This window comes from Dyella thiooxydans (genome assembly GCF_001641285.1).
In the GTDB taxonomy this organism is placed as follows: Bacteria; Pseudomonadota; Gammaproteobacteria; order Xanthomonadales; family Rhodanobacteraceae; genus Dyella_A; species Dyella_A thiooxydans.
Genome location: NZ_CP014841.1, coordinates 924,243 through 945,920, shown reverse-complemented (window position 1 = coordinate 945,920; position 21,678 = coordinate 924,243). Strand labels below are relative to the sequence as shown.

Here is a 21,678-nt window from a genome sequence, read left to right as displayed (position 1 = left end):
GTAGCGAACCCGTCGCCGGCGGCTGACCGCGGCATGAAGTGGCTGCGGCCCGGCGCCCGATCGTCCGCACCAGATACCTGCCACAACAACTATAATTGCAGCGATGTCCCCGCCTCCCGCCACGTCCGCGGCCCCCCTGACCGACGCACCTGCCGCCACTGCCGCGGAGTCGTCGCGTGTCCGCTATCGCGGCCTGCTGTGGCTGGTCGCTGCCGCGTTCTTCATGCAGGCGCTGGATTCCACCATCGTCAACACCGCGGTGCCGGCCATGGCCGGGGCGCTGGGTGTGACACCGCTGGGCATGCGCACCGCGCTGACCAGTTACGTGCTGACCCTGGCCGTGCTGATCCCCGCCAGTCCCTGGTTGTGCGACCGCTTCGGCACGCGCCGCGTGTTTGCGGCCGCGATCTCGGTGTTCGGTATCGGCTCGCTGCTCTGCGGCATCTCGCAGACCCTGCCGGAGCTGGTCTTCGCCCGTGTGATCCAGGGCATCGGCGGCGCCTCGCTGATGCCGGTAGGCCGCTACGTGCTGGTGCGAAGCATCGACAAGCGCGAGTACGTACCGGCGATGAGCACGGTGGCCACCTTCGGCCTGCTCGGCTCGGTGCTCGGACCGCTGCTCGGCGGCCTGCTGGTGGAGTTCACCAGCTGGCGGCTGATCTTCCTGATCAACGTCCCGGTGGGCCTGGCCGGACTGTGGATGAACCAGCGCGACATGCCTGAATACCGGCTGGAGCAGGCACGTCCGTTCGACACGGCCGGTTTCCTGCTGTTCGCTGCCGCGTCGGCCCTGCTGCTGACCGCTTCGGAGCAGGCCGGTGCGCAGATCCACCACTGGATGCTGGTAGCCGCATGCATCGCGCTTGCCGTGCTGCTGGGCGCCATCTACGTCCGGCACAGCCGGCGCACCGAACACCCGGTGGCCGATCTCACCCTGTTGCGGGTGCGCAGCCTGTCGGTGGCCCTGGTCGGCAACCTGTTCACCCGACTCGGCATCGGCGGCATGTTCCTGCTGCTGGTGCTGTTCCTGCAGGTCGGCTGCGGCTGGTCGCCGACCCTGGCCGGCCTGATGATGGTGCCGCAGGCGCTGGGCTCGATCAGCTCGAAATGGGTGGTGAACCGGCTGCTGCTGCGACTGGGTTATCGCCGGCTGCTGCTCGCCAACACGACTGCCGTCGCGGTGATGCTGGCCGTGTTCTCGCAGGTCGACGGCAGCACGCCGACCTGGCTGATCGCGATCCTGGTGTTCGTCTACGGCTGCTTCACCGGCCTGCAGTACACCACCATGAACACGCTGGCCTACACCGACGTGGACATCCGCCATGCCTCGATGGCTTCGTCGATGGCCTCGACCACGCAGTACCTGTCGATCAGCTTCGGCATCGCCTTCGCCTCGCTGCTAATGGAGGTGTTCGTCGGCCGCCAGGTGCATGCCGCGCATGCCTACGTGACGGCGTTCCATGTCACCGTGCTGGTGCTGGCCGCGGTCACCGCACTGGCCGCCACGATCTTTCTGCGACTGCGGCCCGACCATCCCGGTGCCAGCCGCCGGGACGGTGCCGTGGACGCATAGCGGGCTGCTAATCTTCCTGGCCCGTTCCACTCGCCAAGGACCGCCCGAATGCGCTGGACTCTCGCCCTCGCCGCCCTGCTCGCCAGCGCTCCCGCTGCGGCAGCCGAGACCCGGGACGTGAATTTCCATCTCACCAACCACCCGGTCGGCGTGGTCGCGCTGGTGCTGTTCGTGCTGGCCTATCTGGCGGTGATCTTCGAAGAGCACCTGGCCATCGCCAAGTCCAAGCCGGTGATGCTGGCCGCGGCGCTGATCTGGGGGATGATCGCGTGGGTCACCGGCGACCCGGCCCGGAGCGTGACGCCGGCCGCCACCGCCTTCGAGGGCATGTTTCTCGAGTACGCGGAGATCTTCTTCTTCCTGGTGGTGGCGATGACCTACGTCACCGCAATGGGCGAGCGCAACGTGTTCGAAGCGCTGCGCGATGCGCTGATCCGGCGTGGCTTCGGCTATCGCTCGCTGTTCTGGATCACCGGCCTGCTCGCGTTCTTCCTCTCGCCGGTGCTGGACAACCTGACCACCGCGCTGGTGATGTCGGCGGTGATCCTGGCCGTGGCCGGCGGCAACCATCGCTTCATCACCCTGGCGATGATCAACCTGGTGGTCGCGGCGAACGCCGGCGGCGCCTGGAGCGCGTTCGGCGACATCACCACGCTGATGGTGTGGCAGGCCGGCAAGAGCGGCTTCTTCGACTTCTTCCGGCTGTTCGGCCCGTCGCTGGTGAACTGGCTGGTGCCGGCGATCCTGATGGCCTTCGCGCTGCCCAAGGGACAACCGGACAGCGCCGGCAGCGGCGGCCACCTCAAGCCCGGCGCCATCGGCATCTGTCTGACCTTCGCGCTGACCATCGCGATCACCGTGATCGGCCGCCAGTGGCTGGGCATGCCGGCCGCCTACGGCATGCTCACCGGCCTCGCCTTCCTCAACCTGGTGGCCACCCGCATCGACCGCCACCAGCGCCGCTACGCGCTGGCCCAGGGCGAGGAGCCGCAGAGCTATTCGATCTTCCGCATCATCGCCAACGCCGAGTGGGACACCCTGCTGTTCTTCTACGGCGTGTTCGCCTGCGTCGGCGGCCTGGCCGCGCTGGGCTACCTGGAGCTGGCCTCGCACCACCTCTACGGCAACCTCGGCTACACCCTGGCCAACACCATCATGGGCGTCACCTCGGCGGTAGTGGACAACATCCCGATCATGTTCGCGGTGATCAAGATGAACCCGCCGATGGACCAGGCGCAGTGGCTGCTGATCACCCTCACCGCGGGTGTCGGCGGCAGTCTGCTGTCGGTGGGTTCAGCGGCCGGCGTGGCGCTGATGGGTGCCTCGCGCGGCCAATACACCTTCATGAGCCACCTGCGCTGGACCTGGGCGATCGCGCTCGGCTATGTCGCCAGCATCGCACTTCACCTGTGGCTGGCCGGACACGTGTTCCAGGGCTGATCGACGTCATCGCCGCCCTGTAGGATGGGCCGCGAATCCAGGGAGAGACCGACGCATGCACCACGCCGCCGACATCCTGCTGACCCTGTTCGTGATCTTCATCGCCGCACAGATCGGCGCCGAGATCGCGCAGCGGCTGAAACTGCCCGGCGTGGTTGGCGAGATCGCCGCCGGCTGCGTCGTCGGCCCTTCCGCGCTGGGCTGGCTGACCCCGGAGCAGATCCTGCCCGGCACCCCACTGGACGTGCTGGCCGAGGTCGGCGTGGTGCTGCTGCTGTTCTCGGTCGGCCTGGAAACCCGGCTGGACGACCTGAAGAAAGTCGGCAAGAGCGCCTTCCTGGTCGGCGTGCTCGGCGTGATCCTGCCGTTCGGCTGCGGCGCACTGTGGGCGCATGGCGAGGGCTTCGACTGGATCAAGTCGCTGTTCGTCGCCGCCGCCTTCGTCGCCACCTCGGCCGGCATCACCGCGCGCGTGCTGCAGGAGCTTGGCGTGCTGTCGCGGGTGGAGAGCCGGGTGATCCTCGGTGCGGCGGTGATCGACGACATCCTCGCCATGTTGCTGCTCGGTGTGGTGTCCTCGCTGCAGGGCGGCGGCGAACTCAACCTGCAGTCGCTGCTGCTCACCCTGGCCGGTGCGGTCGGCTTCGTGGCGATCATCGGTTGGGGCGGCACCAAGGTGATGCGCCGCGGCTCCGGCTGGCTGGAGAAGCCGATCAGTCCGCATTCGCCGCTGACCCTGGTGCTGGCGCTCTGCCTGGGCCTGGCCTGGCTGTCCACGCGCTTCGGCCTGGCCGCGATCATCGGCGCCTTCCTCGCCGGCATGATCGCCTCGGAAACCCGCCAGCGCGAGGACCTGGAACACAAGACCCTGCCCCTGCTGTCCTTCCTCACGCCGTTCTTCTTCGTCATCACCGGCGCCAAGGTGAACCTGTCCGAGCTGGCCAGCGTGGACGCGCTGGTGATGCTGGCCGTCGTCACCGTGATCGCGATCGTCTCCAAGCTCGCTGGCGGCTTCCTCGGCGCGCTGGCGCTGGGCAATCGCAGCGCCACCATTGTCGGCTTCGGCATGGTGCCGCGCGGCGAGGTAGGCGTGGTGATCGCCAGCCTTGGCCTGGCCGCGGGAGTGTTCAACGAGCGCGTCTACGCGATCATCGTGGCGATGTCGCTGCTCACTGCGATGGTCACGCCGCCGGTGCTGGCGATGCTGCTCAAGCGTGGATCGACCGCGGAAACCTGATCACCCTCACGCCCCCTGCTGCGCGGAGATTTTCGCCGAAGCCCATGGGGGACCGAAGGCGCGCCCTTGTGCGGGGCAGGCGTTACTTCCCGGCGACGTGGCGAAAGAGACGCCAGCCCCTTGGGGCGTCGCGTTTCGACTGACGCAGGATCTCCATCAGCCGGATGCGCTCGGCCCGCTTTTTCGACTCCTGCTGCGCGAGCAACACGTGCCGACGACTCATCGGCGCATCGGCAGGCTTGGAGACCGGGACTTCGGGTCGCCCGAACAGACGGCGAACGCCACCGAACCAGCGATGCGACAGCTCGCGTGGATGGACAAGCGGGGTGGTGTGGGTCGTCATGGGGAATCCTCGGGCGCGGACCGGGTCGTCGGCTGGTAGGAAGTGCCTGCCAGCACCGTTCAATGTGGACCGTCACCTGTTAGCCGCATGTTCCCGTTTCCTTGAACATCGCTCGGGTGGGACAAAATGCCCCGACCGCGCCCGTCCCGTAACCTCAACGTCCCTGCAGCGTTCCGTAAGCCGCCAATGCCGCTGCCCGCGACTCGCCCAGATCCACCATCGGCGCCGGATACCCTGAGCGCCTGAGCAGCGACGGATCCTTCCACGGCTCGTGCCGCAGGGCCGGCACCGCGCCGGCCAGTTCCGGCAGCCAGCGCGCCAGGTACTCGCCCTTCGGATCGAACTTCTGCGACTGGCTGACCGGGTTGAACACGCGGAAATACGGCGCAGCATCGGCGCCGCAGCCGGCCACCCACTGCCAGCCCAGCGAGTTGTTCGGCAGATCGGCATCCACCAGCGTGTCCCAGAACCAGCGTGCGCCGTGATGCCAGTGCTGGCGCAGGTTCTTGGTCAGGAAACTGGCCACGACCATGCGCACACGGTTGTGCATCCAGCCGGTGTGCCACAGCTCGCGCATACCGGCATCGACCAAGGGGATGCCGGTGCAACCGCGCTGCCAGCGCTCGATCAGCGCCTCGTCGGCCGCGGCCCAGGGAAAGCCATCGAACTTCGGGTTGAAATTGGCGGTGTGGGTTTCGGGAAAATGGAACATCAGGTGATGGGCGAATTCGCGCCAGCCCAGCTCGCGCAGGAAAGGCTCCACATCGGTTGGCCTGCCAGTACGCCCGGACAGCAAGCGATGCAGGCCAGCCTGGATCTGCCGCGGCGAGACCTCGCCGAAATGCAGGTGCGGCGACAGCCGCGAGGTGCCGTGGCGCGAGGGGATGTCGCGGCCTTCGGCGTAGTCGTTCACCGCGTCGTCGGCGAACAGTTCCAGCATCTCCTGCGCGCCGCGCTCACCCGGGGTCCACGCCTCGGCCATGCCGGTGTCCCAGCGGATCCGCGGCAGCAGCTCCAACGACTCCAGCGTCACACCGCCGTCCACGGTCGCGCCACGCAGCGGCTGCGGCACAGGCAGCGGCTCGGAACCGTCGATCATCGTGCGCAGGTTGCGCCAGAACGGCGTGAACACGCGGTACGGATCGCCGGTTTTGGTCTCCACCTGCCAGGGCTCGCGCCACAGCGCCCCGTTGAAGCTGTGCGCCGCCACACCCTGCTCCCGCAGCACCTGCTTGATCCGGGTATCGCGCGCGACGGCGGCCGGCTCGTACAGCCGGTTCCAGTAGACCGCCTCGGCCCCGGTAGCCTTGATCAGTGCCGCCAGGATCCGCTCGCTGTCGCCCTGACGCAGATGCAATTCGGCGTGATGCACGTGCAAGGATGCGCGAAGCGCATCCAGCGCATGATGCAGCCACCATCGACTGGCCGCGCCGGGCGCCCAGTCGCGCTCCTCCTGCGGCGCGTGGATGTACAGCGGCAGCACGCGTTCATGGGCGGCGCAGGCAGCGCACAGGGCGGGGTTGTCGGCCAGCCGCAGGTCGCGGCGGAACCAGACGATGGCGAGGGACATGGGAAACCGCTGGCTCGTCAGACCTGAGATGGCAGTCTACGGGCAGAAACCGCGGGCGGATGCTCAGGCACCCCGACTCACTCTGTGCCTACACCCTCGCGACGCGCCTGCGCGCCACGGTTCGCCTCGTCGATTGCCGCCAGCAACTCGCGGGCGCCGAATGGCTTCGGCAGGAAGGCCGCCGATGCCGGCGACGCGATCCGTGCCGAACCATCGGAAGACATCGCTACCAGCGCCACGTCCGGATGGCGCCGCAGCGCCTCATGACAGATCGCAGCCCCGCAGTCATCGGACACGTCCACATCCACGACCAGCACATCCAGGGATTCCAGCGAATACAGCCGACGCAGCGCACCGCGCGCTCCCAGCGCGGTGAGCACGTGGAAACCGGCCCGCCCCTCGAGCAGGACGCGCATGGTCTCCAACACCGACGGATCGTCATCGACGATCAGGACCGCGCGGCCGGTATCCATCCCCCCCCCCCTTGGGCCCGCGCCCACGGCGGGCACGGTGCACTGCAACAGTGTACCCGCGTGTCGCTGGCAGGGAACAGGCATGACCCACGACAAACAATTGTTTGAAGTAGGAAAAAATCCTAGCAGGCCGAAGCGGAACTGGCGGAGAGAGTGGGATTCGAACCCACGGAAGGTTTGACCCTTCGCCGGTTTTCAAGACCGGTGCCTTAAACCGCTCGGCCATCTCTCCGTTTGGATTGTCCGGATGGCGTTGCACCATCCGCTTCAGGCTTTCGTCGGAACCAGCGCTGAGGCCGGCCCCTGGGTGCGGCCGCAAATGCGGCAACCGCCGCGCATGGTATCAGGATCGCGGCGCAGACCGCGGCTCGGGGCGCTTGCGCGACAGCACGGCGAGCGAAACGGCCAGGATGATTACCGGGACGATCGCGCCGAGCAGCGGCAGGATCAGCACCGGCTGGCGCACCACCATCGGCACCAGCTGGGTGGCGGCGCCAAAGGCAACAGCGCTGATGCGCAGCCAGCGGCGCGTGCGCCCCAGCCACAATGCCAGCGCGGTGAACGCCAAGGCCATCCAGGTGAGCACCAGGTCCACCGGCGGCAGCTTCCACACGTCGGCGAAGCTGAGCCGGGTCACCAGCACCGTGGCCAGCACGATCAACAGGCTGAAGGTGGTGAACAGCTCCACCTTGTCCCAGGAGCGGCGGGTGGACGTGCTCACGCCAGCTTGTCCGCGCCGCGCAGGTACGGGCGCAACGCCTCGGGCACGGTGATCGAGCCGTCGGCGTTCTGGTAGTTCTCCATCACCGCGACCAGGGTGCGGCCCACCGCCAGGCCGGAGCCGTTGAGGGTGTGCAGCAGCTCCGGCTTGCCGGTGGCCGGGTTGCGCCAGCGCGCCTGCATGCGGCGGGACTGGAAGTCGCCGCAGTTGGAGCAGCTGGAAATTTCGCGGTAGGTGGCCTGGCTCGGCAGCCACACTTCCAGGTCGTAGGTCTTCACCGCCGAAAAGCCCATGTCGCCGGTGCACAGCAGCACCTTGCGATACGGCAGGCCGAGCTTCTGCAGCACGGCCTCGGCGTGGCCGACCATTTCCTCCAACTGGTCGAACGACTGCTCCGGCGTGGCCAGTTGCACCATCTCCACCTTCTCGAACTGGTGCTGGCGGATCATGCCGCGGGTGTCGCGGCCGTAGCTGCCGGCCTCGGCGCGGAAGCACATGGAGTGCGCGGTGAGGCGCATCGGCAGCTCCGTCGCCTCGACGATGGAATCGCGTACCAGGTTGGTCAGCGCGACCTCGGCGGTGGGGATCAGGTAGCGCTTGGTTTCGGCCACGTTCGTGGCGAACAGGTCTTCCTCGAACTTCGGCAGCTGGCCGGTGCCCTGCATGGTGTCGGCGTTGACGATCAGCGGCACGTTGCACTCGAGGTAGCCGTGCTCGCCGGTCTGCAGGTCGAGCATGAACTGGGCGAGCGCGCGATGCAGATGCGCCAGCTGGCCACGCAGCACGGTGAAGCGCGCGCCGGAGAGCTTGGCGCCGGCGTCGGCGTCGAGCCAGCCGTGACGGGCGCCGAGGTCGACGTGATCCTTGATGGCGAAATCGAAGCTGCGCGGCGTACCCCAGCGCAGGATTTCCTGGTTGTCGTGCTCGTCCTTGCCCTGGGGCACGGACTCATGCGGGATGTTGGGGATGCCCAGCGCGATGTCGGCGAGCTTGCCCTGCACCTCGGCCAGCGCGGTTTCGTTGGCCTTGAGCTTGTCGCCGATGCCGGCGACCTCGGCCATCAGCGGCGCCACATCCTCGCCCTTGGACTTGGCCTGTCCGATCGCCTTGGAGCGCGTGTTGCGCAGGTTCTGCAGCTCCTGCGTCTCGGTGGCCAGGCGCTTGCGCTCGTTCTCGAGCGCCTCGACGGCGGACACGTCCAGCGCGTAACCGCGGGTCTCCCGGAGACGGGCAGCAGTTTCGGCCAGGCGCGTGCGCAGCAGGGCGGGGTCCAGCATGGTGGTTCCTTCGGGCGGGCAAGGCGTGGAATTATCGCGGTCGCCCGCATGGACGCGCAAACGTCATGCGATGTAACACGCGCTGCACATCCGGTTCGCCAGACTGCCGCGGCCGTCCGGCCCCCGGCTGGCACTCGCCATCACCCTGGACTCCCCGATGCACCGACGCTCCCGGCCCGTTCTCGCGGCCCTGCTGATCGCCCTTGCCCTGCCCGCCCTGGCCGACACCACCTCGCTGGACTTCTCCCGTGCACCGACCGGCACCGCCCTGCCCGCCGGCTGGCAGCGCTACACCATGTCCCGGCACAAGCCGCCTGCCGCGGTGACGGTGGAAACGCTCGGTGGCCGCAGCGTGGTGCACATCGATGCCGACCGCAGCGCCGGCGCCATCGTCGACCGCTTCCGTGCCGCGCCCGACGCGACGCTGGCCTGGCGCTGGAAGATCGACCACACCGTGGCCAAAGGCAACCTGGCCAAACGCTCGGGCGACGACTTCGCCGCGCGGGTCTACGTGTTCTTCGACGTGCCGACCAGCCAGCTCAGCTTCGGCCAGCGGATGACGCTGTCGATCGCCCGCCACCTCACCGGCGAGAACCTGCCGGCGGTGGCGATCTGCTACGTGTGGGACAACCACCACGCCATCGGCACTGTCGCCCCCAACCCGTTCTACGCGCCGGTGCACACCTTCGTGATCGAGAGCGGCAATGCGAAGGCCGGCCAGTGGGTCGCCGAAACCCGCGACCTGGCAGCCGACTACCGCAAGGCCTTCGGCCGCGACCCGCCGCCGATCACCGGCATCGCCGTGGCCTCGGATACCGACAACACCCGCTCACAGGCCAATGCGTGGTTCGGGGATATCCGGTTCATCCCGGCGTCCGCCGCCACCCCGCACTGATCATCGCCGCCCGGCCTTCGCCAGCGCCGGGTTATGCCGGCGCCCTCGCCGCCCGCGATACTTCCGCGCTTTACCACCGGAACCGCCCATGCGCCTCGCCCCCTGGCTCACCGCCGCACTCGGCCTGCTGGCCGCACAGACCTGTCTCGCCGACGAGTTGCAGGCTCGCCTGCAGGCGCTGTCCCGCCAGGCCCTGCCGGGGCGGCTCGGCGTCACCGTGCTGGACCTGCGCGACGGACATGCCTGGCGCACGGGGGCCGATCGCGCCTACCCGATGATGAGCGTGTTCAAGGCGCCGCTGGGCGCGGCGCTGCTGGCAAGGGTGGACGCCGGCACGTTGTCGCTGGACCGGCAGGTCACGATCACCCGCGCCGACCTTCGCCATGGACGCAGTGCAATCGCCGATCGCTTTCATGGCGAGGCGATGCATTTCACCGTGCGTGAGCTGCTGGTCGCGGCCGTTGCCGACAGCGACAACACCGCGGCCGACGCGCTGCTGCCGCTGGCCGGCGGACCAGCTGGCGTCACCGCCTTCCTTCGCTCGCATGGCATCGATGGCCTGCGGGTGGACCGCGGCGAAGGCGCCATCTACCACGATGTGATGGGGCTGGATGCTCACGACCAGCCGCCGCCCCACGAAACCCCGGCCGAGGAAGATGCCCGCATCCGTCGCGGCGAACTGGCCTACATGGCCGGGCCACGGGATACCAGCACGCCGGACGCGGCGGCCAGCTTCCTGCGCCAGCTGTGGCAGGGCGAGTTGCTGTCGGCGCCGTCCACCCGCCTGCTGCTGGACACGATGACCCACACGCCGCCGTTCCGCATCGAACCGGGCCTGCCGAAGAGCGTGCGGTTTGCGCACAAGGGCGGTACGTCGGCCACGTTCGAGGGCATCACGGCGGCATTCAACGATATCGGCGTGATCGCCTGGCCGGATGGCCGGGCGGTGGTGGTGGCGGCATTTCTTACCGGCTCGACGCAGTCGGCGAAGGAGCGCAATGCGCTGTTCGCGGAGCTGGGGCGGGTGGTGGTGAGGGGTGTGGGCGAGAAGTAGGCATCACGGCTTGCCGGGGTCGCGCACAGGGTGCGCTCCTACGGCGTGTGCTCGCCCGGCCGAACTACTTCTGCCGCGCCTGCCGCCGGGCCTCGCGCAGCGCGCTGAGCTTTTCGCGCAGCTTGATCTCCAGCCCGCGGTCGACCGGCTGGTAGAACTCGGTGCCGACCAGGGCGTCGGGCAGCAGTTGCTGGTCGAGCGCAATGCCGCCTTCGGCGTCGTGGTCGTACTGGTAGCCCTTGCCATAGCCCAGGCCCTTCATCAGCTTGGTGGGGGCGTTGCGCAGGTGCATCGGCACCTCCAGCGTGCCGGTCTGCGCGACCACGGCGCGGGCCTGGTTGTAGGCGGTGTAGGCGGCGTTGCTCTTCGGCGCGATGGCCAGCCAGATCGCCAGTTGCGCCAGGCCCAGCTCGCCCTCCGGGCTGCCCAGCCGCTCGTAGGTGTCCCAGGCGTCCAGCGCCATGCGCCAGGCGCGTGGCTCGGCCAGGCCGATGTCCTCCACCGCCATGCGGGTCAGCCGGCGCGCCAGGTACAGCGGATCGCAGCCGCCGTCGAGCATGCGGCACAGCCAGTAGACCGCGGCATCCGGGTCGGACGAGCGCACGGATTTGTGCAGCGCCGAGATCTGGTCGTAGAACTGCTCGCCGCCCTTGTCGAAGCGACGGGTGCGGTCGGCCAGCACCTGTTCCAGCGTGGTCTGGTCGATGCGGCCATCGTCAGCCAGCTCGGCGGCGATCTCCAGCAGGGTGAGCGCGCGGCGCACGTCGCCGTCGGCCGCCTCGGCGATCAGCCGCAGCGCCTCGTCGGGCACGGCCAGCCCCTGCCCGCCCAGTCCGCGCTCGCCATCGTCCAGCGCCCGGTGCAGGGCCTGCACGATGTCGTCGGGCGACAGCGCCTCCAGCACGTGCACGCGGCAGCGCGAGAGCAGTGCGGAGTTCAGCTCGAACGAGGGGTTTTCGGTGGTGGCGCCGACGAACACGATCACCCCGCGCTCGATGTGCGGCAGGAACGCGTCCTGCTGCGCCTTGTTGAAGCGGTGCACCTCGTCCACGAACAGCACGGTGCGGCGGCCCTGGGCGAAGTTGCCCTCGGCCTCGGCCAGCGCCTTGCGCACTTCGGGCAGGCCGGACATCACCGCCGAGATGGCGCGGAAATCGGCCTCGGCGTAGCGCGCCACCAGCAACGCCAGGGTGGTCTTGCCGCAGCCCGGCGGCCCCCACAGCACCATCGAGTGCACCCGGCCGGCCTCCAGCGCCCGCCGCAGCGGCTTGCCCGGGCCGACCAGCCGCTGCTGGCCGACCACCTCGTCCAACGTACGCGGGCGCATGCGCTCGGCCAGGGGTTTGAGCGCTTCGGGCTCGGCAAACAGACTGCCGTCGGGGGTCAGGGAGGAGCGCGACATCCCGCGATGATAAGGCAAGGCCCGGGCCCGGCCGCCTTGCGAACGCATGAAACCTTCAGCACCCGACAATCCACCGGTCAGCCGGTATCATTCCGCCCAAGACCCTCCCCGGACCGGACCCTGTGATGCCCGGATCGTCGTGCCCCCCGCCCACCTGCCCGGCTCGACTGCAGGCTGCCGTGCTTCCGGAAACCGGGGGTATGACGGGCGCATGAGCATGCGATCGGGGGGGGCATTCGGAAGGTGGTCGTCGATCTGGCTGCTGGTGTTGTTCTGGGTGGGAACGGTCCCATCCCTGCACGCCATGGACGCCGATCCGTGGGCACCGTTCCTCACTCCCTGGTTCGAGCGCGTCGGTACCCGCGAGGGCCTGCCGCATTCGGTCACCACTGCGCTGGCCCAGGACACGCGGGGCGTGGTGTGGATCGGCACGATGGGCGGGCTGGTTCGCTATGACGGCTTCCGCATGCAGGTGTTCGACGGCGGCCGGGCGCCGGACGCCCTGCGTGACGCCTACGTCCGCACCCTGCTGGCGCTGCCCGGCGGCGACATGCTGGTGGGTACCAATGCCGGAGGCCTTGCCCGCTTCCAGGCCTCGACTGGCCGGTTCCAGGCCTACCCCACCGGCGCAGGCGGGATATCCGACCCCAAGATCTACGACCTGGCCGGCGATGGACGTGGTGGCGTGTGGGTCGCCACCGACCGCGGCATCGACCATCTCGACGTGGCGAGCGGCAAGATCGCTGCCGTGCCGATCGGTACGGCAGCGGCACCGCGCAACTTCAGCGTGCTGCAGGACGACAAGGGCGACCTTTGGCTAGGCAACGACCGCGGGTTGTTCGTTCGCCGCGCCGGAGCGACGGCCTTCAACCGGGTCGATGCGGCCAATCCCACCGTCTCCGCCGTCCTGCACAACCAGGTCTGGGCACTGCACCAGGACCCGGACGGTCGCCTGTGGGTGGGCAGCGGCCAGGCCGGCGTGGTGTACCGGGACGGCGACGGCAGCTGGCATGCCGTACCCGGCTTCAGTCCCTCACCGCAGCGGCGTAATTTTCCGACCGTGCGCCACTTCGCCCAGTCCGCCACGGGCGAGGAGTGGATCGCCACCGATGGCGAAGGCGTACTGACCTACCGTGTCGGTCAGCCATCGGTGCGCCAGTTGGCCCACGATCCAGCAGTGGCTTCGTCGCTGCAGGGCGACTCGATCCGCGACCTGCTGTTCGACAGTACGGGCAACATGTGGGTCGCCACCGACCTGGGTGCCGCACACACCAACACCCAGGCGCAGATGGTGTGCGCGCTGCTGCCCTCGCCGCTGGCCCGGTACGGCCTGTCCGAGAGCAACGTGCAGGGCATGCTGGTCGACAGCCGCAAGCGCATCTGGCTGGGACTGGGCAACGGTCACATCGACCTCGTGGACCTTGCGCAAGGCCGGCTGCAGCATCTGGTGATGGGCGGCGCGCAAAGTCATCGCGACGTGTTGGCGTTCACCGAAACGCCGGACGGCACCATCTGGGTCGGCACGCTGGGCCTGGCCCGGATCGACCCGGACACCCTGCACGTCACCAACGATGTCCTTGCGCCACTGTCCACGCACCCGGTCCTTAGCATGACCAGCGTGGACGGTGTGCTGCTGATGGGCACCTACGACGGCGTCTACCGGTACAACCCGGCCACAGGGCAGCTCGACCACTTCCGCCACGATCCGGCCGATCCGACTTCGCTGGCCAGCGACACGGTGCGCTACATCGCCCAGGTGGACGGCAAGATCTGGTACGCCACCACGGCCGGCATCAGCGTAGCGGACCGGGCCGGCGACGACCGGGGCTTCCGCAACATCCGCCAGCAGCCCGGACGGCCGGACGGCCTGCCGCACGATTACGTCGGCTCGATCGCCAAGGACGCCCGCGGCAACCTGTGGCTGGCCACCTTCGGCGGCGTGGCCGAACTGCCGGGAGGCCGGCTCGATCCGCAGGCCCGGTTCCGCATCTTCGATATCGCCTCGGGGCTGTCCAGCGACAAGGTCAATGCCGTGCTGCCGGACGACCGCGGCCATCTCTGGACCAGCCTGTCCAACGGCATCGCCATGATCGATGTCGCGACCGGTGAGGTCCGCAACCTCGGCGCACGCGACGGACTGCACATCCCCAGCTACATCTACCTCGCCACGGCGCGGGCTCCCGACGGATCGTTGCTGTTCGGCGGCCAGGGAGGCCTCACCCTGGTGCGCAGGCACGCGAATGAGGAAAAGCCGGCCGAGGTCCCTCCTCCGTCGGTCACCTCGGCTCGGGTCGGTGGGCAGGAGCTGCCGCCCGGAGCACTGCCCCGATCCGGCGACACCCTGACCATCAACAATGGCCATCGCGGACTGCAGCTGAGCTTCGCCGTGCTCGATTACCGCGCTCCGCTGGAAACGCGCTACAGCTACCGCATGGAAGGTTTCGACGACGGCTGGACCGACATACCGGTGGGCTCGTCCCCCAACGCCGTCTACACCAACCTGCCGCACGGCGAGTACTCGCTGCGGCTGCGCGCCACCACGCGAGGCATGTTTCCGACCACGGTCGAGTCCGACCTGCGGGTCGTGGTGCAGCCGCGCTGGTACGAAACGGTCTGGCTGCGCACCCTGGTGATCCTGGCCGGCATCGCCGCGGTGTTCGCGCTGGTCCACCTGCGCACGATCTATCTGCGGCGGCAGGCCAAACGGCTGCAGCGGCAGATCGACGAGCGCACTCATGACCTGCAGGAAGCCAATGCGCGGCTGGACAAGCTGGCTGGTACCGACGAGCTCACCGGGGTCTACAACCGCCGCCGCTTCCTGGCCCTGGCCGAAGGCGTGCGCGCACTCTCCGCCGAAGGCCAGGCATGCCTCGCGGTGCTGGACCTGGACCGATTCAAGGAAATCAACGACGGCTACGGCCACCTGGCCGGTGATGCGGTGATCCGCGCGATCACCGACATCATCATCAGTCAGTGCCGCCCGGGCGACCTGGTGGGCCGTTACGGCGGCGAGGAGCTGGTGATCTGCCTGCCCGACTGCACGGCGACCGAGGCGATGCGGGCGACCGGGCGCATCCGCGAGGCGCTGGCCCGTGCCGAGGTCCATCACGAAGGACGCAGCATCCGCGTCACCACCAGCATCGGTGTGGCCGCCATCCATCGGCACGAGAGCATGGAGCAATGGCTGTCCCGCGCCGATGCCGCGCTCTACGAAGCGAAACGTCGCGGCCGCAACTGCGTGGTGCTGGCCGGCGACTGAGCAGTCAGTCCGGCTGGCCGGGGGAATCGTCGCGCGTCATCGCGTAATGCCGGTAGACCGCGTAGCCGAGCCCGACCACGCCGGTGAGCGTCGCCGGTATCAGCAATACACGCTCGCCCATACGCGCGAAACCGAGGGTCCCGAGGATCGCGCCGATGATGAAATGGCTGGCCACCAGCACGCAGACATGGATGCGCAGCATGTCCACTTCGAGCCCGCGCAGGCGCTGGCCGAGATAGATGCCCAGGTCGGTGAAGATGCCCGACACGTGGGTGGTGCGGAACGTGGCGCCGCTATAGGTGCTGACCATGGCGTTCTGCAGCCCGCAGGCGGCGGAAGCCAGGTAGATCCCCAGATCGTGATGGGCGGCAATCAGCGGCGTGGCCGCGAACAGCAGCAGCGACTCCATCATCAGCACTGCGCCGTAGCGGCGGCCCAGCTGCAGCGTGCGCTGCTGCACGATGAATCCGCTGGCCATGGCGCCGCCCAGGAACGACAGGATCGCCAGCCCCCAGTGCGCGATCTCGGCCAGGTCCAGCCGGGCCACCGCGAGGCCGAGTTCGGTGCTGGTGCCGGTCAGGTGGGTGATCGGCTGGTGGCGGAAACACAGGTAGCCGACCGAGTTGATGCAGCCGGCAACCAGCGCCAGCAATCCGCCGCCGATCCAGGCCCAACGCGGCAGCTGGCGCAACATGACGGTGGCTTCAGTCCTTGATCGGCTGGGTGGTCAGCACGGGTGCATCGCCGATCACGTCGGCGCCCGGCGGCGGGGTGAAATTGAACGTGCTGTCCGGGATGGGCGCATTGCGCTTCCAGTCGGAAAACCGGATCAGCGTGGTGGCGCCGAGCTGGTCACGGAACACCATCTCGTCCAGGCCATCCTCGCCGAAGCCGAGATCGGCATGGTCGAACTGCGGATCCTTCGACCGGGAGGTCAGGCGCAGCCACAGCAGACCATCATGCGCGCCCTGCTCGGTCACGGTGAACTCCTGATCCATCCGCTTGACGTCGGTGAGCACGGTCAACGGGCTGTGCGATTCGGCGCTGCTCTGGGTGCGCACGGTCACCTGCTCCAGCTCCGGGTCGTACATCCACACGCGGCTGCCGTCGGCGACGATGGTCTGCTTGTACGGGGCCAGCGTGTCCCAGCGGAACTGCCGCGGCGCCTCCAGCGCCAGCGTGCCGGAGCTGGTCTTGCCGTCGTGGCCGTTGGGGTCGGTCAGGGTCTGGCTGAAGCGGCCGGTGAGCGAGTGCAGGTCGTGCGCGAAGGCGTCGAGCCGGGCGCGCGCCGTGTCGGTCGCCGCGTGGGCGAAGCCGGCCAGCGACAGGGCCAGGATGGCGAAGAAGAGGGAGACGAAACGCTTCATGGGAACCTGGGCGTAGGGGCGGTACGTGGAAGTGTGCGGAGCGGGAGCTTAATCGCGATTGTAGGAGCCCGCTCGCGGGCGATGCTCCTGCTCCTGATCTGCCAATGAGACAAAAGGCCTGAGCATCGCCCGCAAGCGGGCTCCTACAACCCAAGCGAAGAGCAAAAGCATCGCCCGCGAGCGGGCTCCCACCAAGGGGGAGCTACTTCGGCGGCGGTGGCGCCAGCACCTCGCGGTTGCCGTTGTGCTGGGGCGCGCTGACCACGCCGTCGGCCTCCATCTGCTCGATCAGCCGCGCGGCGCGGTTGTAGCCGATGCGCAGGTGGCGCTGCACGCCGGAGATCGAGGCGCGCCGGGTCTGCGTGACGATGGCCACCGCCTTGTCGTACAGCTGGGTGTCGGCGTCGCCTCCCTCTTCCCCGTCCTGCGGCAGGCCGGACTCGTTGATGAACTTGCCGTCGGCGGTGGCCTGCACCTCTTCCAGCACGCCTTCGATGTACTGCGGCTCGCCCTGCGACTTAAGCCAGGCCACCACCTGGTGTACCTCGTGATCGTCGACGAAGGCGCCGTGCACACGCTCCGGCGCGGCGGTACCGGGCGGCAGGTAGAGCATGTCGCCGTGGCCGAGCAGCGCTTCGGCACCGGATTGGTCCAGGATGGTCCGCGAGTCGATCTTGCTCGACACCTGGAACGCGATGCGGGTCGGGATGTTGGCCTTGATCAGGCCGGTGATCACGTCCACCGACGGACGCTGCGTGGCCAGCACCAGGTGCACGCCGGCGGCGCGGGCCTTCTGCGCCAGGCGGGCGATCAGTTCCTCCACCTTCTTGCCGACGATCATCATCATGTCGGCGAACTCGTCGATGATCACGACGATGTACGGCAGCGGCTCCAGCGGCTCGGCGGCCAGGTTCGGCATCTCCGGGTTCGGCCGGAACAGCGGGTCCAGCAGCGGCTGGCCGGCCTTGTCCGCCTCGGTCACCTTCTTGTTGAAGCCGGCGAGGTTGCGCACGCCGACCGCGGCCATCAGCTTGTAGCGGCGCTCCATCTCGGCGACGCACCAGCGCAGCGCGTTGGCGGCCTCCTTCATGTCGGTGACCACCGGCGCCAGCAGGTGCGGGATGCCCTCGTAGACGCTGAGCTCCAGCATCTTCGGGTCGATCATGATCATCCGCACGTCTTTCGGGCTGGCCTTGTACAGCAGGCTCAGCACCATCGCGTTGACCGCCACCGACTTGCCCGAGCCGGTGGTACCGGCCACCAGCAGGTGCGGCATCTTGGCCAGATCCGCCACGGTCGGGCGACCGCCGATGTCCTTGCCCAGCGCCAGGGTCAGCGGCGACTTCATCGCGTCGTACTTGTCCGAGCGCAGGATCTCCGACAGGTAGACGATCTGCTTCTTGGCGTTGGGGATCTCCAGGCCGATCACGTTCTTGCCGGGGATCACGTCGACCACGCGCACGCTGACCACCGACAGGCCGCGGGCGATGTCCTTGTCCAGGCTGGACACCTGCGAGCCGCGCACGCCGGCGGCCGGCTCCAGCTCGAAGCGGGTGATCACCGGCCCGGGATAGACGCCCACCACCTTGGCCTCGATGCGGAAATCCTTGAGCTTCAGTTCGACCTGGCGCGACAGCACCTCAAGCGTCTCTTCCGAATAGCCCGGCCCCTGCGGCGGTGCCTCGTCCAGCAGCGACAGCGGCGGCAGCTCGCCCGGCTGGGCGGCGCCGACGAACAGCGGGATCTGGGTTTCCTGGCGGGCGCGGTCGCTCTTGGCCACCGGCGTCGGCGGTGCCTCGATGCGCACGGGTTCGCGCTTGGCCTGCTTGACCGCCTCGGTCTTCTTTACTGCCTCGCGCTCGACCCGGGCCTGGCGCGCGGCCATCACCTCCGGCGCCTTGCGCATCTTGCCGCCGAGCCAGCCGGCCACACGCAGGGTGGCCTGACCGGTCCAGTCCATCAAGCGAAACCAGGACAGTCCCGTGGCCAGTGTCACCGCGACCAGGAACAGCGCCAGCAGCAGCAGCGGCGCGCCGGTAGAACCGAGCGCACCGAGCAGCGCGTTGCCCAGCCACTGGCCGGTGATGCCGCCCACGCCCTGCGGCATCACCGTATCCGGCCGGTTGGCATTGATCGCGAACAGCGCCGGCAGGGTGATGAAGAAGAACACGAAGCCGATCAGCCGCAACGACGGCTCCCACGGATGCACGTTGCGCTCGCCGCGGTGACGGAGCACCTGCACGCCAAGTATCAACAGCAGCAGTGGAAACGCGTACGACACGAGGCCGAAGATGTAGCGCAGCAGATTGGCGATGTTGGCGCCAATGGCGCCGCCGAAATTGCGCGCGTGATCGAGCGTGCCGACGTGACCCCAGCTCGGGTCCTGCTCGTTGTAGCTGAACAGGCACACCAGCAGGTACAGCGCCAGGGGCAGCAGCAACAGGGCGCCGGCCTCACGCAGGCGACGCCTGATCTCGTCGCTGAGGGCCGGCGGGGGATTCTTGGCTTTCTTGACGTTCGCGCTACGCGCCACCGGTACGGACTTCCCTGGATGAGAGCATCCGCCCAAGTCTACACAGGCGGCCGCGTCTGGAGGAACGTGCAAGAGCACAACCGTGCCGGGGAACACGCGCACCAAACGTAGGAGCCCGCTCGCGGGCGATGCTCTTCGCTTTGGATCGACATCAAAGCAAATGCATCGCCCGCGAGCGGGCTCCTACGGGGGTGCCGGGCAGCGCCCGGTTTCGGGCGCGGCCGGAGGGCTTACTGCAGCGCCGGATGCACCAGCTTGCCGCCGTCGACGTTGATACCGGCCTTCAGCGGGGCGAAGTCGCGCCACTCGTTGCCGGCCGCCAGGCGCTGCACGTACGGCAGGATCGCCGCCGAGATCGCCAGCGACGAGGTCTGCGGTACCGCACCCGGCATGTTGGTCACGCAGAAGTGGGTGACGCCGTGCACGTCGTAGGTCGGCTCCTTCCAGGTGGTCGGCTTCGAGGTCTCGAAGCAGCCGCCCTGGTCGATCGAGATGTCCACCAGCACGCTGCCCTTCTCCATGGTCTTGACCATGGCTTCGGTGACCACGCGCGGCGCCTTGGCGCTGGGAATCAGCACGGCACCGACCACCAGGTCGGCGTCACGCACTTCCTCGGCCACCGAGGACTCGTAGGCGTACAGCGAGGTGACGTTCGCACCCAGCTCCATCATCTCGGCCAGGCGATCCTGGCGCTTGTCGAACACCACCACGCGGGCGCCAGCGGCCGCGGCCAGCGAGGCCGCCGCCTTGCCCGCGGCACCGCCGCCGAGCACGACCACCTTGCCGCGCGAGGTCGAAGCCATGCCGCCCAGCAGCTTGCCCTTGCCGCCCTGCGGGCGATGCAGCAGCGTGGTGCCGATCTGGGTGGCGATGCGGCCGGCGATCACCGACATCGGCAGCAGCAGCGGCAGGCCGCCGTTCTCTTCCACCGACTCGAACGCCACGCCGGTCAGGCCGATGTCGAGCAGGCTCTTGGTCAGCTCCGGCTCCGCGGCCAGGTGCAGGTAGCAGAACAGCAGGTGGTGCTTCTTCAGCAGGGCCAGGTCACCGGCGATCGGCTCCTTCACCTTGACGATCAGCTCGCCCTTCTCGTAGAGCGCGGCCGCGTCGGGAACCACCGTGACGCCCTGGCTGGTGTAGGCCTCATCGGAGAAGCCGCTCTTCTCGCCGGCACCCGCCTGGATGAAAACCTCGTGGCCGCGGCGCACCAGGTCGGCGGCGGCAGCGGGGACCAGGGCGACGCGACCTTCGAGGGTCTTGGTTTCGGAAGGGATACCGATACGCATGGGGAAGCAGTCCTGTGGAGTTCGTGGCGTCGGCGCCAAGCAGCGCCGGCGTGGGTTGGGAAAGCCATCTGCATGACGCTTGAATCGGGCTGCCCGGTTCCCCATCCTTGCGGACCTGAGGGAACCTGCCGCCACCTCCCGTGCCGGTAGCTTCTGACGACGCTGGCCACCGTGCCGAAAGCGATCAAAGCCGTTCAGCAAACCTAGGGATTATCACATGTCCGAAACCCCCAAGCACAGCCGCCTGCTGATCCTCGGCTCCGGCCCCGCCGGCTACACCGCTGCAGTGTATGCCGCCCGCGCGAACCTCAAGCCGACCCTGATCACCGGCCTGCAGCAGGGTGGCCAGCTGATGACCACCACCGAGGTGGACAACTGGCCCGGCGACGTGGAAGGCCTGCAGGGCCCGATGCTGATGCAGCGCATGGCCGAACACGCCGAGCGCTTCAACACCGAGATGGTGTTCGACCACATCCACCAGGTGGACCTGTCGAAGCGGCCGTTCACCCTCAAGGGCGACTCCGGCACATACACCGCCGACGCGCTGGTCATCGCCACCGGCGCCACCGCCAAGTACCTCGGGATTGCCTCGGAGGAGAAGTTCAAGGGCAAGGGCGTGTCGGCCTGCGCCACCTGCGACGGCTTCTTCTTCCGCGAGCAGGACGTGGTGGTGGTCGGCGGCGGCAACACCGCCGTGGAAGAGGCGCTGTACCTGTCCAACATCGCCCGCAAGGTCTACCTGGTGCATCGTCGCGACACGCTGCGCGCCGAGAAGATCATGCAGGACAAGCTGTTCGCCAAGGCCGAGAGCGGCAAGATCGAGCTGGTGTGGAACCACACCATCGACGAGGTACTGGGCGACGACTCCGGCGTCACCGGCGTGCGGGTGAAGGCGGTCGACGGCGGCGCCACCCGCGACATCGAGGCGACCGGCTTCTTCGTGGCGATCGGCCACACCCCGAACACCGGCATCTTCCAGGGCCAGCTGGACATGCACGACGGTTACATCAGGACCCACAGCGGCCAGAACGGCATGGCCACGATGACCTCGGTGCCGGGCGTGTTCGCCGCCGGCGACGTGGCCGACCACGTGTACCGCCAGGCGATCACCTCGGCCGGTTTCGGCTGCATGGCCGCGCTGGATGCCGAGCGCTGGCTCGAACAGCAGTCGGTTGCCGGTTGATGCATCGATGGCGGCGATGACGACCGGTCGACGCGAGACCGGTATCGTGGTCGCCGCCTGATCCG

The 21,678-nt window shown here is 68.4% G+C and carries 17 protein-coding genes and 1 tRNA gene; 7 read left to right on the top strand and 11 right to left on the bottom strand.

Features of this window, described 5'->3' with window-relative positions; translation table 11 throughout:
- Positions 1–103 precede the first annotated feature (103 nt).
- The 3 genes from ATSB10_RS04395 to ATSB10_RS04385 are packed head-to-tail and all read left to right on the top strand — an operon-like array spanning position 104 to position 4,250.
- Complete coding sequence (locus ATSB10_RS04395) at positions 104–1,573, top strand: MFS transporter (protein ID WP_063670787.1); 1,470 nt, start codon at positions 104–106, stop codon at positions 1,571–1,573.
- 48 nt (positions 1,574–1,621) lie between these two features.
- Positions 1,622–3,013 (top strand): sodium:proton antiporter NhaD, encoded by a 1,392-nt coding sequence (gene nhaD / locus ATSB10_RS04390; protein WP_063670785.1) that lies wholly within the window; start codon positions 1,622–1,624, stop codon positions 3,011–3,013.
- Between the two features lie 55 nt (positions 3,014–3,068).
- The gene (locus tag ATSB10_RS04385; protein ID WP_063670783.1) at positions 3,069–4,250 is read left to right on the top strand and encodes a cation:proton antiporter; all 1,182 of its coding nucleotides are present in this window, start codon (positions 3,069–3,071) and stop codon (positions 4,248–4,250) included.
- Between the two features lie 82 nt (positions 4,251–4,332).
- Here the strand turns inward: ATSB10_RS04385 and ATSB10_RS04380 are convergent, their stop codons facing one another.
- The 6 genes from ATSB10_RS04380 to serS form a co-directional block, all read right to left on the bottom strand.
- Entirely contained in the window at positions 4,333–4,593 is a 261-nt protein-coding gene (locus tag ATSB10_RS04380; RefSeq protein ID WP_063670781.1) for a hypothetical protein, read from the bottom strand.
- A 154-nt stretch (positions 4,594–4,747) separates the two neighbouring features.
- Positions 4,748–6,163 (bottom strand): cryptochrome/photolyase family protein, encoded by a 1,416-nt coding sequence (locus ATSB10_RS04375; RefSeq protein ID WP_063670779.1) that lies wholly within the window; start codon positions 6,161–6,163, stop codon positions 4,748–4,750.
- Positions 6,164–6,240: 77 nt separating this feature from the next.
- A complete protein-coding gene (locus ATSB10_RS04370; RefSeq protein WP_063670777.1) occupies positions 6,241–6,636 on the bottom strand; it encodes a response regulator in 396 nt (131 codons plus the stop codon).
- 142 nt (positions 6,637–6,778) lie between these two features.
- Positions 6,779–6,868 (bottom strand) — tRNA-Ser (locus tag ATSB10_RS04365).
- Positions 6,869–6,979: 111 nt separating this feature from the next.
- Positions 6,980–7,357: a hypothetical protein gene (locus ATSB10_RS04360; protein WP_063670775.1), complete on the bottom strand. Its 378-nt coding sequence runs from the start codon at positions 7,355–7,357 to the stop codon at positions 6,980–6,982.
- On the bottom strand, positions 7,354–8,634 hold the full coding sequence (serS, locus tag ATSB10_RS04355) for a serine--tRNA ligase (protein ID WP_063670773.1): 1,281 nt from the start codon (positions 8,632–8,634) through the stop codon (positions 7,354–7,356). The genes ATSB10_RS04360 and serS overlap by 4 nt, the downstream gene beginning before the upstream one ends.
- 157 nt (positions 8,635–8,791) lie before the next feature.
- Between serS and ATSB10_RS04350 the strand changes: the two genes are divergently transcribed.
- Positions 8,792–9,529 (top strand): DUF3047 domain-containing protein, encoded by a 738-nt coding sequence (locus ATSB10_RS04350; RefSeq protein ID WP_063670771.1) that lies wholly within the window; start codon positions 8,792–8,794, stop codon positions 9,527–9,529.
- Positions 9,530–9,617: 88 nt separating this feature from the next.
- Positions 9,618–10,583 (top strand): class A beta-lactamase, encoded by a 966-nt coding sequence (gene bla / locus ATSB10_RS04345; RefSeq protein ID WP_063670769.1) that lies wholly within the window; start codon positions 9,618–9,620, stop codon positions 10,581–10,583.
- A gap of 64 nt (positions 10,584–10,647) precedes the next feature.
- Here bla and ATSB10_RS04340 read toward each other — a convergent pair whose 3' ends face one another.
- Complete coding sequence (locus tag ATSB10_RS04340; RefSeq protein ID WP_063670767.1) at positions 10,648–11,985, bottom strand: replication-associated recombination protein A; 1,338 nt, start codon at positions 11,983–11,985, stop codon at positions 10,648–10,650.
- 211 nt (positions 11,986–12,196) lie between these two features.
- Between ATSB10_RS04340 and ATSB10_RS04335 the strand changes: the two genes are divergently transcribed.
- Positions 12,197–15,244 carry a ligand-binding sensor domain-containing diguanylate cyclase gene (locus tag ATSB10_RS04335; protein ID WP_063670766.1) on the top strand — a complete coding sequence of 1,016 codons (3,048 nt, stop codon included), beginning with the start codon at positions 12,197–12,199 and terminating at the stop codon, positions 15,242–15,244.
- 4 nt (positions 15,245–15,248) lie between these two features.
- Here the strand turns inward: ATSB10_RS04335 and ATSB10_RS04330 are convergent, their stop codons facing one another.
- The 4 genes from ATSB10_RS04330 to ald all read right to left on the bottom strand — a co-directional run bounded on the left by ATSB10_RS04330 (position 15,249) and on the right by ald (position 20,430).
- The gene (locus ATSB10_RS04330; RefSeq protein ID WP_063670765.1) at positions 15,249–15,938 is read right to left on the bottom strand and encodes a YoaK family protein; all 690 of its coding nucleotides are present in this window, start codon (positions 15,936–15,938) and stop codon (positions 15,249–15,251) included.
- Positions 15,939–15,948: 10 nt separating this feature from the next.
- Entirely contained in the window at positions 15,949–16,611 is a 663-nt protein-coding gene (gene lolA / locus ATSB10_RS04325; protein ID WP_063670764.1) for an outer membrane lipoprotein periplasmic chaperone LolA, read from the bottom strand.
- 202 nt (positions 16,612–16,813) lie between these two features.
- Complete coding sequence (locus ATSB10_RS04320; RefSeq protein WP_063670763.1) at positions 16,814–19,144, bottom strand: DNA translocase FtsK; 2,331 nt, start codon at positions 19,142–19,144, stop codon at positions 16,814–16,816.
- A gap of 230 nt (positions 19,145–19,374) precedes the next feature.
- The gene (gene ald, locus ATSB10_RS04315; RefSeq protein ID WP_063670761.1) at positions 19,375–20,430 is read right to left on the bottom strand and encodes an alanine dehydrogenase; all 1,056 of its coding nucleotides are present in this window, start codon (positions 20,428–20,430) and stop codon (positions 19,375–19,377) included.
- Positions 20,431–20,647: 217 nt separating this feature from the next.
- Here ald and trxB point away from each other — a divergent pair, with 217 nt between their 5' ends.
- Positions 20,648–21,613 (top strand): thioredoxin-disulfide reductase, encoded by a 966-nt coding sequence (trxB, locus tag ATSB10_RS04310; RefSeq protein ID WP_063670759.1) that lies wholly within the window; start codon positions 20,648–20,650, stop codon positions 21,611–21,613.
- Positions 21,614–21,678: the final 65 nt, after the last annotated feature.

What these genes read in the sequence shown, in the direction of transcription:
- ATSB10_RS04395 (WP_063670787.1), top strand. Translation starts at nt 104, where the DNA reads ATGTCCCCGCCTCCCGCCACGTCCGCGGCCCCCCTGACCGACGCACCT.
- nhaD (WP_063670785.1), top strand. Translation starts at nt 1,622, where the DNA reads ATGCGCTGGACTCTCGCCCTCGCCGCCCTGCTCGCCAGCGCTCCCGCT.
- ATSB10_RS04385 (WP_063670783.1), top strand. Translation starts at nt 3,069, where the DNA reads ATGCACCACGCCGCCGACATCCTGCTGACCCTGTTCGTGATCTTCATC.
- ATSB10_RS04380 (WP_063670781.1), bottom strand. Translation starts at nt 4,593, where the DNA reads ATGACGACCCACACCACCCCGCTTGTCCATCCACGCGAGCTGTCGCAT.
- ATSB10_RS04375 (WP_063670779.1), bottom strand. Translation starts at nt 6,163, where the DNA reads ATGTCCCTCGCCATCGTCTGGTTCCGCCGCGACCTGCGGCTGGCCGAC.
- ATSB10_RS04370 (WP_063670777.1), bottom strand. Translation starts at nt 6,636, where the DNA reads ATGGATACCGGCCGCGCGGTCCTGATCGTCGATGACGATCCGTCGGTG.
- serS (WP_063670773.1), bottom strand. Translation starts at nt 8,634, where the DNA reads ATGCTGGACCCCGCCCTGCTGCGCACGCGCCTGGCCGAAACTGCTGCC.
- ATSB10_RS04350 (WP_063670771.1), top strand. Translation starts at nt 8,792, where the DNA reads ATGCACCGACGCTCCCGGCCCGTTCTCGCGGCCCTGCTGATCGCCCTT.
- bla (WP_063670769.1), top strand. Translation starts at nt 9,618, where the DNA reads ATGCGCCTCGCCCCCTGGCTCACCGCCGCACTCGGCCTGCTGGCCGCA.
- ATSB10_RS04340 (WP_063670767.1), bottom strand. Translation starts at nt 11,985, where the DNA reads ATGTCGCGCTCCTCCCTGACCCCCGACGGCAGTCTGTTTGCCGAGCCC.
- ATSB10_RS04335 (WP_063670766.1), top strand. Translation starts at nt 12,197, where the DNA reads ATGAGCATGCGATCGGGGGGGGCATTCGGAAGGTGGTCGTCGATCTGG.
- ATSB10_RS04330 (WP_063670765.1), bottom strand. Translation starts at nt 15,938, where the DNA reads ATGTTGCGCCAGCTGCCGCGTTGGGCCTGGATCGGCGGCGGATTGCTG.
- lolA (WP_063670764.1), bottom strand. Translation starts at nt 16,611, where the DNA reads ATGAAGCGTTTCGTCTCCCTCTTCTTCGCCATCCTGGCCCTGTCGCTG.
- ald (WP_063670761.1), bottom strand. Translation starts at nt 20,430, where the DNA reads ATGCGTATCGGTATCCCTTCCGAAACCAAGACCCTCGAAGGTCGCGTC.
- trxB (WP_063670759.1), top strand. Translation starts at nt 20,648, where the DNA reads ATGTCCGAAACCCCCAAGCACAGCCGCCTGCTGATCCTCGGCTCCGGC.